Source organism: Haliea sp. E1-2-M8, assembly GCF_030649675.1.
GTDB lineage: Bacteria > Pseudomonadota > Gammaproteobacteria > Pseudomonadales > Halieaceae > Haliea.
In genome coordinates, this window is sequence record NZ_JAUTDR010000013.1 from 46,200 (window position 1) to 58,700 (window position 12,501).

Here is a 12,501-nt window from a genome sequence, read left to right on the forward strand (position 1 = left end):
GCCGCGCGCGGGCACACTGCCCGCGCGCAACACGATGCAACGCCCGAGCGCGCCGCGCAGGGCACTGCTCACCAGGCACCAGTAGCGCCCAGGACCATGGGCAGCAGGCAGGGATGGCAGACAGCGCACCCCCGCCCCGGCCGCCAGCCGTTCCAGCTCGGGGTCAGCGCTGCAGAGAACGGTGGCCTCCCACTGCGGCCCGCGCGGCAAGATCTCCAGCGCCCGCGCCAGTTCCCCCGCTTCCCCGCTAAAGGCGACCAGGCACAGCGGCAGGCGGTCCATGCTGCTACCGGTCCGCGACATCATCCAGCGCCGACTTCCCCGTTGGACCTTCCGCAGCACCGGCACCGGCGGCCGTTTGCTCCAGGCTACGCCAGGAGGCATCAAAGCTGTAGCCAAAATGCCTGGCGTAGCGCGTCGCGTAGATCCGCTCTGCCAACGGTGCCGGAATCATGGCCTGGCCATTTTTTTGCATCGTCTTGATGCTGAATGGAATATGCTTGTCTTCACTGATATTGGCTCGCGCCAGTTGGAGTTCTTCAACGCCGGCGAACTGCGCAATCCTGGGGGCGAGTTCCAGCAGGTTTTCATAGCGCAACAGCAGCAGGGAAAATCCGCCTGACTCAATGAGCGCACTGCCCGTTTCACGGTCAAAGCTGAAGTCGTATACATCAAGCCCGGTACCCGGCAGAAAATCCTCATCGAACCAGCGCAGAGGCACCAGGAAGCGGTTCAGCTGGCTGAAGACCACGCCCGTCGGGTCTATCGCATCGGCTTCCGCCATCAACTGCATCAACGCACCGGCGTCATCCAGCGGCGCCGCCGTCTGCTCCAGCACGGCGAACATCCTGCCCTGGACCTCGGCAAACACCTCACCGGGATCAAAGCTGGCGTCCTGCGGGTAGTGAAAGCGGAAAAATTTCTGCAACAGTGTCTGGTAGTGGTCATAGTTCTGGGCAAAGTGTGACCAGTACCAGCTCAGGGGGTCCCGGGTCAGGGAAATCACCCGGGTCTGCTGCCCGCCGCCAGCACCGGCCACCAACTGGCGAGCCAGCAGGAATGTCACCCGGAGCTCCTGCAGGTAGTCCTGGTACATGCGGCTGGCGACCTCGTCGGAGACTACCGGGCCGGTCATGGTCCTTAGCTTCTCCTGTAAACGCGCCGGCGAGGCAATATGGGCCTGCAGCACCTCGATGTTGTCCCGCCGCAAGGCCTCCGCGATCGCTGTCGAGGCCACTTTGCCCATCTGCACAATGAGTATTTCCATCAGCCAGCCACCCGCGCCACTGTCCGCAGCAACCATTCCGCAACGCGCAACACCGCCCGCTTCAGTGGGCTTGCCACCAGCGCCGAGCGCGCCGCGAAACAATAACCGACACCGTTGAGAAGGTCCGCCAGCGGACCCGCGGGGTCCAGCCTGACAGTGCTGTCGGCCACAGTCATCGTCGGGGCATTGGCCGCAAACCAGGCCCTGTAGCCGCCGTCGCTATCGCTCGCGAAGGGGTTCGGGAACGCAGCCTGCAGGTCCACCCGCTGGCGGTAGAGCACCCGCTCCGGCAGGGTGATCGGAGTGCCATCAGCGTAGTGTGCATACCGCGACGGCAAGGTGCCGAGTGCGGCCTGCCCGTGCTGCTCGCAGGCATCCACGTACCAGTTGCGCAGGTCAAACAGCACCGGACTGTCGGCGCCATACTTGTGCAGCATGATCTCCTGCGCCCCGCTGTCGAAGCCGGAGAAGTGGTAGAAGCCCAGGGGTTCGCCGTTGATCGTTATGCCCTCGGCGATGGAGCCGGCAGCGCGGCGTTTACTGATGTTCCAGGTGGCGACATTGAACGCCGGTGAACGCAGGACGCGAATCCGGTCGAAAAAGCAGGGAGCCAGGTTAACCCACTTCTGGTCGGTAAACAGGCCGCGCGGCCTGTCGTCGTGGCAATAGCGCAGCAGGCGATCGCGCCACCAGGCAGAGAAACGGCGCCCCTCCGCATCATTGCGGACACCCAGGAAACCCAGATTGAACACACCGAAAATCAGGCTCGCCATCTCATTGTCCATGATCGCCTCCTCCTCGGTCTCCGGCTCAGTCTGGTGCGGGGTAAGGAGGATGCTGCAGCTGTCCAACGCCGCAACCAGTTCATCGAAGCGATCGAAGATAACCATGTCCGGGTCAAAGAAGAACACCTTGTCGGCACCGAAATGGTCGAAAATATACTCAAACGCAAGACCTTTGACCGCGGTGCACAGCTCGACCACCGTGTGCGAGAAAAACCAGCCGGATTTGTTGGCCAGCGGCAGCTCTTCCGCCGTGATCACCGAGTCAAACGGTTCGGCAGCCAGGTCGAACCCCGCCGGCAGGTCGTCGGACAGCAGCAGATGGAAGCTCGCTGCCGGGGCCACCGCCTTGAGCGAGCCCGCGAGCACACGCGCCTTGGGCAGGTAGTTGGCCGTGATGCTGGTAAAAACATGAACACTCGAAGTCATTGCTTCCCAAATATCCTTTCCGGGCACCCCTGGATTGACGATAATCAGGTGCGATTTGGCTGCTGGATCTCGCGGAGGAGGCGCATATTATCACCTCTGCCCGCGGGGGGCACGGACCCGGCCATTGCGTAATCCGACCATTCCACGAACCTTGTTTCCAGTGACTGTTCGCGAGATAATCATACACCTGCACTACCATCGGAAACTGGGCAACATGAACCGCAAGTTAAAACGTCTGCTGGGAGCGTCGTGCTTACTTCTTTGTGCCGGCTTTGGCATGCAGGCCGGCGCCAGTATCGTTGGGGTTGATTTCGGCCCGCCGGCATCCTCCACGCCAAGCAACTGGAACCTGGTCACAGGACCCGGAGTTTTTACTGGCCTGGTCAACGAGACCGGCGACCCAACGCCCATCGCCATCACTCTTACCGGCCCCGGCATCGACAATTTCAACGTCAGTCTCCTGGCGGCCACTATCCCAACACACAGTACCGGCCTTGCTAACCTGAGTGGCTCCGTCTTCACGTTCGAAGATCGAGTGGACCTCTCTTTTACCGGACTGCAACCGGACGCCCGCTACGATATCTGGGTTTTCGGTGCAAGAGACATCCTGGGTGATCCGGGCCCGGCATTTGAGCAGGCGGTGAGCATCAGCGGGGGGGCAAGCTTCGTACAGGTCGGCGCAGACCGGGAGCTGGTGGTCAACGGCCAGGTGGGAGCGGCGGCCGTCGATCTCGCCAACTACGCAGTGACCGGCCAGGCGAACGCCAGCGGCGAGCTCACCATTGCCGTGGTGGACCCGGGCAACCTGAATATTCTCACCGGTGGGGTGTATCTGGCCGGCGTGGCCCTGCGCCCCGCCCTTGAACCCAATGCGGTGCCGTCATCCACTTTGTGGTCACTGCTACTGCTGGGCGGTCTGATGACACTGGTCGCGCGCCGCCGCGGCAGGTCATTGCGGTAACTCTGCCCGGGTCTGCCCCCGGGTAGCGGTCTGGTCTTGCCCTACCCCTTGCTGCCAAACCATTTCCGCAGCCAGCTGCTGTAGCGCCAGACGCGGCTGTTATAGATTTGCTGCAGGGTTTCATTTGCCAGCGTCAAGTCTGCCGTGAGCTGTTCCCGCGCTTGCAGGCTGTCCCGATAGTCCCCCTGTAATTGCGTTAATGCCGCGTCTGTGAGCGCCGCCTGCTGCCTGGTTTCGTCCAGATACTGCTGGTATTCAACACAACGGGCATCGTAATTCTCACAGCGCTGCTCGTAGTCGCGGCAGCGCTGCTCCAACCGGCCGATACTCTGCCGCAACTGCTCGATTTCCACACCGAGGTTGCGGCACAGCAGTTCCAGCTCGTGGCGCTGGACGGCCAGGGCCTGCAGACGCTCGCGCTCCAGCCGCCACTCCGCGCCCATTACAGCGGCCTGCCCTGGCAGTGCCAGCCTCAGCTCATCAACCCGATGGCGGAAGTCGCGGAGGGGGTCCTCCGCCACAAAGCCCGCTATGGTGTCGGCGTAGTCGGGGAAGCGCGCCAGTAGCTGGGTATTGCCCGCGGCCATCAGCTCGCGGCTGTCGTCACCAAAACTCGCTCCTCCCTGATGGTAGACAAACAGGTCGGCGCAGAGCAGGTTGCTCCAGCCCGCCGCCACAGCACGGCGGGAGAAGTCATTCTCCTCGCCATAGCCGCGCCCGAAGGCTGCCTCGTCAAACAGGCCCAGGGCATTCAGGGCCGCCCGCGGAATGTAGACACAAAAGCCCACCGCTGTCGGCAGTTCGCAACTCAACCCCGGGTTGGCCCTGGCGAACAGAGCGTCCAATTGCTCCAGGGACAGCCCCTCGGGCAAGCCAGATGACTGGCAAAACAGGGGATAGGAGCAGATAGTCGCATTATTGGAAAAGGGGGTGACTGTGGCGATCTGCCCGGAACCTGTCGCACAATGCTGCAATCGCTGCAGCCAGCCGGGAGGGACTTCCGTGTCGCTGTTCAGCAACACCACATCGAGCTCCGCAGCATGGCGCATCCCGCGATTGACGGACGCCACGAAGCCCAGGTTGCTGTCATTGCGCAGCAGCTCCACACGGTCCGTCGCGGCCTGCTCGTCACACCAGGCCGCCAACTCCGGCTCCGGCGAGGCGTCGTCGATCAGGATGATGCGGGCCTGACCCGCACTGCTGTGTGCCAGCACCGACTCCAGACAACGCCGGGTGGCGGCGAGATCGCGGTACACCGGGATAACGATAGCCACGGGATCTGGCGCCAGCGCTCCCTCGCGCGTCATGCGTTATCAACCTCAGGCGACGGACGCTTGCGCAATTTCAGCACTGCATTATCCGACCATGCCCAGGTACGGTTGACCGCCCACAGGTGCCTTGTGCGCTCATCCAGTGCCGCCACGGTCTGATTGTTATCCTGCATGACACTGGTCAGCAGGCTCTCCATGTTCGCCAGGCGCCCCTCCAGTTCCGCTACCCGCGACCCGGGCACAAAACCCAGCCTCGTCATTGCCCGAGACCACCAGCCCTGCGCCGGTAACGATGACGATGGCGCGAGCGGCTGCGCTTCTGCGCGGGGCAGCGCCTGCGGCTCCAGGGCAAACGGCACCACGTCGTGGGGCTGCGCATGGTAACTGCTCCACTCCAGCTCCAGCCCGAACAGCATGGCCAGGGTCTCAACCAGTTCAGGGTGGTAAAAGCGGACGTGTTCCGGGTCGCGCCAGAACCCCAACAATTGCGAACGGATCGATTCGGGGTCGGGAAAGACCAGCACCGCTACGCCACCTGGCAGCAATGCCCGGGCAATACCCTGCAGCAGGCGCTCCACGCCGTCGATGGGCAGGTGCTCGACAAAGTGCGAGCAATAAACGCCATCAAAACGGGCATCCCCCTCGAGAAACTCCAGCGCATCGGCAGTGGTGATATCCAGGCCCATGCCGCGACCGTACTCCGCAATCACCGGATTGCGCTCGACACCAGAGGCGGGAATCCCCGCCTCTCCGAGCAATTGCAGAAAAAGGCCCGCACCACAGCCAACATCCAGCACCCGGTGGCAGCCAGAAAACAGCCGGGCATGAGGCGCCTGCATGCGCATCAGCAGCGGCGGGTCCCGCAGCAGGAATTCGTAAAGGGAATAATCGAAGGACACGGCGGCGAGCGGGGCGGCGCTTGTGCACCATTCCTCAAGCACCGTATTGAGATCGCCGTGTTGAAGATGACGGGCCTGTGGCGCCATTTGCGCCATGGCCGGGGGCAGTGATTCCTGATGCACCAAAGCGGTTAACCGACCCATACAATCCAATAGCCAGGGCGAGGGCTCGATATCCATCCCCGCTGCCACCTCCAGCAGGACTGGAACCCGAAAGAAGCTGGCCACTCGAACCAGATCCAGCACGCAGCCATCGAGTCCCCGCAGCAACACTGCCCGCGGCCGCAGACGCACCAGCTCTCGTGCCAGAAAGCGGTTCAGGGCATGCAGACGAAACCCGCCCTCCAACCCACCACAGGCAGCTTCTACCTCGCAGCTTACCGTGTCCGGCGTCTCCGCGACCATCCTGCAGGAGACACCACCAGGCAACGGCTCTGACACAAGCTGATACAGCAGCACCCGGCTGGGCACTGACAGGACGATATTCCCGCGATCCGCAGCTTGCACAACGACAACTGCGGCTTCGAATACATCACCTCCAGCCATCATTGCACCTGCGCTGAGCCTTCGCTCTGCTCGCGATTCTAGTTGGCGCTTTCCTTGCGGAATTCCTGCAGCAACTTCTGCATCACGTCTTCATCAAATTCCAGAGGTTCAGCAGAACGTATTTCGATCAGCTTGTTCTGGCGAATATTGGCGGGAATCTCCGACTTCAGTTTGCTGATTATTTCGGCCTTCACTTCGTCAAACGTCGACTTCCGCGCCGGAAGATACTCTTCCAGTTTGATGATATGGTAACCAAAATCGGTCTTTACCGGACCAGCCAGTTCGCCTGGCTTGCGCAGGGCAAAAGCTGCCTGCTCGAACTCTGGCACCATCTGACCCCGGGCAAAGGCACCCAGGGAGCCGAGGTTGGTTTTCGCAGAAGCGTCCTCGGAGTACTTCAGGGCCAGCATCTTGAAATCTTCTCCAGCCTCGACCTTCTGTAGAACCTCTTCCGCCAATGCAAGTGCCTCTTCCTCGCTTCGTTCCTCGGTCTTGATCAGGATGTGAGACGCACGCACGCGCTCGGGCTGCTGGAACGCGTCTGCTTCGGCCGTGTAGACATCCTGTGCCGTGGATTCCCAGTCGATGCTCGCGGTCTGGCTGGCGACCAGTGCATTCAGGTACTGCTCCATCATCAGGCGTTCACGATGCAGGGCCAGCTGCCACTCAATCAGGTCCGCATCCACCACCCCGGATTCCTCCGCTTCGTCTGCCAGTGCACGAATGGACACCAAACTGTCGGCCAGTTGCCTGACGGCATCATCGCGCCGAAAAAACTCCTCGCGACGAGTGTCGGGCACTCTGTCCTTCGCGTAGTAGCGCATGTCGTCGGCGCTAATTTCAATCTGCCCGCGCTTCAGGGCAATATCAGAGGGCTCCTCGGCCTGTACCAGGCCCGCGCCACAACAGCCAAGTGCGGCAAGAACAATGACTCGCAACATAAACAGGGTTCTCATTCAGATAGTTCATCGGACAAAGATGCCAATTCCAAAAGGGATCGGCGTAAACAACAAAACCCCGGCGTCGGTTAACGACGCCGGGGTTTATCAAGCAGACTCAGGGATTGCCGCTATTATTCATGTTGCGGTAAAAGCCGCAGCTCCTCCCCGCAGAACAGCCACTGACATTCTTCACATTGACAAAGTAGGTAGTATTAGGAGTCAAAGTACAGCGAAGAAAGTTTGATCTCTGAGCCCAGTTTATCTTACGCGCACTGGTACCTTCCGTCGAACAGCGTGAGGAAGCTAGCGCTGCGCCACCAGGCTCCGTGGAAATCCACAGGCGGCGGCTCACAAACTCATTGCCGACAGTTTCCGAGACATTGATATCCCCGGAATAATCCGGATTACTGGTAGTAATAAACTGCCAGGATATCGTCGAGTTGGTTCCCGACACGGAAGTTGTAATCCGCGGACCGGGAGCTGCCCAATTGATGACGCCGCACTCTTGGGTCGAGGATTCGACGCAACTGCCATTGGGGACTGGGGCAGGATCCGGGTCTGGGGTTGGGGTTGGGTCCGGATCTGGAATTGGATCCGGGTCTGGGACTGGATCGCCGCTACCGCCATCCCCTGCGGTGGTAATCACAACTCCAGTAGGATTTTGACTGATGGTGAATGAATCAACAGTATAGTTAGTCCCGTTGAAAGTAACAGTGATGGCATGAGCCATGGAGGCGCCAAGCCACCCCAGCACCACGATCATACCTAATAATAACTTGTGCATACATCTACCTCGCGTTGCTACAGGCGACCTGGGAGCCATCCCACCAGATCAGTAATTACCCCTAATAGGGCAACGACTTCCACCTCAGCGTTCATAAAGTGTTGCTATTTTAGTGCGTACTTTTCCCTTGAAACAAGAGCAATCCCGGAAGAGATTGGAGAAAACTCCAGATTTATCCCGGAGTCTGTATATTTTTGCCAAAAAAAAGCGCGGCCGAAGCCGCGCCTTTTGAGTTGGCAATGGGCACTGACTGCGACAGCAGCCAAGTACCCGAACTATCATCAGCTAGCTGTAACCAGACGACGGTTCTTGTGCTGAACCACGCCGGCATAGTTGGACAGGACGCCGCCCGGCAGAGTGCCGTTGACGTACTTCTGTACCGCGAAACCAACAGTGGGCAGACCTTCATAAGTGTGGCCTTCGTCGGACGTCAGGACACGCGCCGCGGGACCAGTGAAGCCCAATTCCAGCCAACCGTTGTTGTAATCAACGTCCAGGTTCTGGTTGACGCGGGTGGAGCCGGCCAGAACATTGCTGTCGTTGAAGGTCAGCACGTTGGCCTCACGGCACAGTGCAAACGTTTCATCAACAGGAGCCGGAGAGAAGTCCAGCGGGTCCGGAGTGATGGTCCGCTCTTCGCGATCATAGTAGGTGATGGCCATCGCTTCACAAGCTGTCCCAAAATCTGAATCCCAAACATTGGTGAACGGTGCAACCGGAGTGGCGCCGTTTACGTAGTTCTTCTTGGTTGGGAAGGTAATAACCCAGTCAGTGCCTGCAGCAATGCTAGGCTCAAGAACGTAGTCGTTCATGATGGCGCTGTGCATCAGAACAGCGCTGACCGCATCAATCCCGCTACCAAAAGAGGACTGAACTACAGTCAAATTCGCACTCGAGTCAAGCACCTGAGCGATCGGGGTTGCATCGACCATACCGGGATCAACAGTATTGGGCGCAAAGTGAATCGGAATCGCACCCGTATCCAGAGAGCTGACAAAGTCGTCCAGCGCCACGGCGTCATAAGTCGCATTGGTACCTTCGTTGACGTTGATCAGCACACCGTAGCCATACAGACCGCCGGTGGGCACATCAATATCGGTGTTGCCATTGGCATTCCACTTGCCAGAGCCAGCCCAGTTGGCAGACAGAGCGGCACAGCCTGGGGGAACGCCAGCAACGTGCGTGGCTGCCGTCACATCGCCAGCATCCGTCAGCACACCCATTTCAATAATTTCTACGTAGCCCTCACGGGTACGGTCAAGACCATTGAATGGCGCACTGTCAGCCGCGTATGCCAAATCCCGGAACTCCACTACTGGACCGGGTACGCCTTCAGTGGTAGCGGCCAGACCATTGGGCACGGTGCAGGAAGTGTCAGCGGTGCGGATGGACGCGCCGGAGCCATCAGCGAAGATCACAGCGGACCAATGATCCTGCGGAGACAGGTACAGGTTGAAGTCGAGCACTTCCTGGCTGTTCATGGCCTCGACGAAACGCACCTTGACGGCCTTGGTGTCGTTGGTGGTGTTGACCAGGTTGATGTAGGTATCGTGGCCGCCTTCGACGGTGTAATACGGATAGATGAGCGCCTGACCGTGGCCCTCAGTGTTTACGAACACGGCATTGGCAGCACTCGCACCCAGAAGGGTCGCTGCTACCGCTGCAGAAATAATGTTCTTTTTCATGTGTTTCTCCTTGATGGATATAGAACGTTCTAATGAAACAATTGTTTACTCGTGAGCCGCAGCAGCGAACTACTGTGACGCACTTTTTGGGCATACACCCTACGGTGACCACCACCTGGCCCAGGGTGTACCCCCGACCGGTAGAAGCGAGGTTAGCATAGGCATCCATGCCCAACAACAGCTTTCCCCCTCCAAAATGGCTTTAAAGCTGTGATTTTTTTGTTAAAAATCACTAAATAAGCTCCAAGCTGTCAAGTACTACTTGAGGTAGAGATACCAGCTTCCGTCGACCCTGATCCAGCGTTCTTCCCTGGAACGCGTGTTCTCAAAACCGGAACCGAAAGTCTGGTAGGTCACCTCTATCGCAACTTCACAGCGATCACCCTCACACACGACGCTTGAGACTTCCGCTTTATTCCAGGACGTGACGCCGACATGACTCCTGGTATAAGTCTTTAAACCGCGACCGGTGCGATAGGCCGGCGTTGTGTAGTTCAGCGCCTTCTCGAAGTTGCCGGCCAGCAACAGATCCATGTGGGCCTGGGCGCGCTGGGCGACCACCTGTTCCGAGGTTTTGGGGGTACCCATACCCGCGCACGCTGCCAGCAGCGCACAAGTGGCCATCAGGGCGGCGCGTTTCCACAACCGGGATGTGCGCCCTGGTGATACTGACCCGGGGCGAACGGCGCTGTTTTCCATATAACGACTCCTTGCAACATATTGAATGGCCCCGGGCACTGTGGCCTGGAGCAAGGCTACTGTTCTCCCTGCACCGCTGGAGCGTTCCCGGTGCTACCCGAGTACCCGGCAGCGGCCCCGGTATCGGCGCCATGCGGGAGGTCATCAAAATGATGCAGCCCCTTCATCCGCGAGCGCATCTCCAGAGTGATATCGCGAAGATCCTGCTCACTACGCAGCACCCGGGGAGTAATGAAGACCAGCAACTCCGTGCGGGTAGCCGCTATCGAGGTGCGCCCGAACAGGTTGCCGATGATCGGAATGCTGTGCAGGAAAGGCAGGCCCAGCTTGCCGCTGCTCTGATTGTCGCGGATCAAGCCCCCGAGGACCACCGACTCACCGGAGCGCACCGCCACCCGACTGCTCACATTCCGCTCGAGGAAGCTGCGCTGATCCGTGGCAGTGTCCACCGGGCCGACATCGGTCACCGACTGTTGGATATCCATGGTCACCAGGCCGCCGGCGTTCACCGAGGGCGTAACCTCCAGCTTGACCCCGGTGTCCACGTACTGGATCGATGTGGTCGAGGTGCCGCCGTCGGTAATCGTCTGCGCGGACCGCACCGGTTGCTGGTCACCCACGTGGATGGCGGCGGTATGGTTGTCCAGCACCATCACCGACGGCGCGGAGAGGACGTTGACCAGGGTCTTTTCCGCCAGCGCATTGATCACGCCGCGAATCGTACCCGCCGAGTTGGCAATGGTATAGGAAAAGCCCGGCACCCGGCCGCCGAGGTTTGCGCTGTCGCCGAGGGCGAGCAGGGCATTGCCGGTGCGTCCTCCCCCCAGGCTGTTCTGCAGGAACCACTCCACCCCGTACTCGAGATCGTCGGACAGGGTCACTTCCAGAATACTGGCCTCTATCAATACCTGGTTGGCGATCACATCCAGCTGCCGGAGGGCAGACTCCACCTTGAGGTACTCGCGGCGGGGTGCATAGACCAGCAGTGCGTTGTTGTATTCATCCGCGACGATGCGGACATTTTCTCCGAGGTCAAAACTGCCGCCCGTGGGTGTGCTGCCGCCAGTATCCGGAGCATTGAAGTTGCCCGAGCTTCCGCCACCGCCTGAGCCATTGCCGATGCTCAGGGAGTCCAGACCCGGCGCCACGCCGCTGTCCGCGCCGCGCTTGCTGCCACCACCGCCGCCACCGCCGAAAATGCTGCTGAGCATCTCGGCCAGGTGCGTGGCGGAACCGTTCTGGACATTGAACACATACAGGGACGGTTCACCATCGGCATCCTGGGACTGATCCAGGCGGTTGATCCAGGTGCGGATCTGGTCGATATAGTGGGCGCGCGGGGTGACCACCAGAATACTGTTCAGGCGCTCCAGCGGCATCACCCGAACCACTTGCGCCAGATTGCCGGCGCCACCGTCGGCGCCATCGCCGCCCAGGAGGTGGGCCAGCGCTGCATTGATATCCTCCACGGTACTGTGCTTGAGCGGGAAAATGCCCACCGACATCCCCTGCAACTGGTCGACGTCAAAGGTGGCGATAATGTCCAGCCAGCCTTCTATCTGGTTACTGGTCCCGGCCAACACCAACAGATTGCGGGTATTGTCGACCCGGACAAAGGCTGTTTCCGGCGCTACCGGGGCCAGGATCTCGGCCATGCCCGAGGCACTGATGTAACTGAGCGGCACGATGATGTTGCGAAACCCGGCGCCAACAGAGTCGGCGCTACCAAAGGCCGGCATCAGGCTCGGCAGGTTTTTCGAAGCACTGACAAAATAGCGATCGTTGGGATCGCGCACCATGGTGATGCCGTTGGATTGCAGCAGCGACTCGAGAATCGCCAATAGCTGATCCCGGGGCACCGGAGTACGGGTGCGCAGGGTGATCTCGCCCTTCAGCGGGTGTTCGATCACGTAGTCCAGCCCGAGTATGTCCCCAAGCATCGAGTGCACTACCTCGGTGACCGGTGCCTGCTCGAAATTCAGGCTCACCGCTTCGCCGTCGAGGCGCACCGGTGGCCGCGCGGGCGGGACCCTGATCACGCGGTCATTGCCCTGGTAAACCACGGCTTCCGGCTCTGTGTCGAGGATTTCAGCGTCGGCGGGCGGGGCCGGTTGGACCACCGCGGGCACGCTGGCGGTCGTCCGCGCTCTCACGGGCTGATCTTTCTGGGGTGCCAGCGTGCTACAGGCGCTCAAGCCTGACAGCAGCAGAATGACCGGCATTAACTGTTTATTCAT

General features: G+C 60.2%; 11 protein-coding genes. 1 reads left to right on the forward strand and 10 read right to left on the reverse strand.

Annotated elements, in window-relative coordinates:
• The 3 genes from Q6D67_RS12440 to Q6D67_RS12450 form a co-directional block, all read right to left on the reverse strand.
• Positions 1-282: hypothetical protein (locus Q6D67_RS12440; RefSeq protein ID WP_304705939.1), on the reverse strand; the 282-nt coding region annotated here is incomplete at its 3' end.
• 4 nt (positions 283-286) lie between these two features.
• Positions 287-1,267 carry a putative capsular polysaccharide synthesis family protein gene (locus Q6D67_RS12445; RefSeq protein WP_304705940.1) on the reverse strand — a complete coding sequence of 327 codons (981 nt, stop codon included), beginning with the start codon at positions 1,265-1,267 and terminating at the stop codon, positions 287-289.
• Positions 1,267-2,478 carry a hypothetical protein gene (locus Q6D67_RS12450; RefSeq protein WP_304705941.1) on the reverse strand — a complete coding sequence of 404 codons (1,212 nt, stop codon included), beginning with the start codon at positions 2,476-2,478 and terminating at the stop codon, positions 1,267-1,269. The genes Q6D67_RS12445 and Q6D67_RS12450 overlap by 1 nt, the downstream gene beginning before the upstream one ends.
• 214 nt (positions 2,479-2,692) lie before the next feature.
• On the opposite strand from Q6D67_RS12450, the gene Q6D67_RS12455 reads away from it, so the two are divergent.
• Positions 2,693-3,439, forward strand: a complete 747-nt coding sequence (locus tag Q6D67_RS12455) for a hypothetical protein (protein WP_304705942.1) — start codon at positions 2,693-2,695, stop codon at positions 3,437-3,439.
• Positions 3,440-3,480: 41 nt separating this feature from the next.
• Here Q6D67_RS12455 and Q6D67_RS12460 read toward each other — a convergent pair whose 3' ends face one another.
• The 7 genes from Q6D67_RS12460 to gspD form a co-directional block, all read right to left on the reverse strand.
• The gene (locus Q6D67_RS12460; protein WP_304705943.1) at positions 3,481-4,746 is read right to left on the reverse strand and encodes a glycosyltransferase family 2 protein; all 1,266 of its coding nucleotides are present in this window, start codon (positions 4,744-4,746) and stop codon (positions 3,481-3,483) included.
• Complete coding sequence (locus Q6D67_RS12465) at positions 4,743-6,155, reverse strand: bifunctional 2-polyprenyl-6-hydroxyphenol methylase/3-demethylubiquinol 3-O-methyltransferase UbiG (protein ID WP_304705944.1); 1,413 nt, start codon at positions 6,153-6,155, stop codon at positions 4,743-4,745. Before Q6D67_RS12465 ends, Q6D67_RS12460 begins: the two co-directional genes overlap by 4 nt.
• Positions 6,156-6,193: 38 nt before the next feature.
• A complete protein-coding gene (locus Q6D67_RS12470) occupies positions 6,194-7,111 on the reverse strand; it encodes a peptidylprolyl isomerase (RefSeq protein WP_304705945.1) in 918 nt (305 codons plus the stop codon).
• A gap of 100 nt (positions 7,112-7,211) precedes the next feature.
• Entirely contained in the window at positions 7,212-7,880 is a 669-nt protein-coding gene (locus Q6D67_RS12475; protein WP_304705946.1) for a hypothetical protein, read from the reverse strand.
• A 281-nt stretch (positions 7,881-8,161) separates the two neighbouring features.
• A complete protein-coding gene (locus Q6D67_RS12480) occupies positions 8,162-9,565 on the reverse strand; it encodes a hypothetical protein (protein ID WP_304705947.1) in 1,404 nt (467 codons plus the stop codon).
• Positions 9,566-9,823: 258 nt separating this feature from the next.
• Positions 9,824-10,153 (reverse strand): hypothetical protein, encoded by a 330-nt coding sequence (locus Q6D67_RS12485; RefSeq protein WP_304705948.1) that lies wholly within the window; start codon positions 10,151-10,153, stop codon positions 9,824-9,826.
• A gap of 167 nt (positions 10,154-10,320) precedes the next feature.
• Positions 10,321-12,501, reverse strand: coding sequence for a type II secretion system secretin GspD (gene gspD, locus Q6D67_RS12490; protein WP_304705949.1), 2,181 nt, complete (start codon positions 12,499-12,501; stop codon positions 10,321-10,323).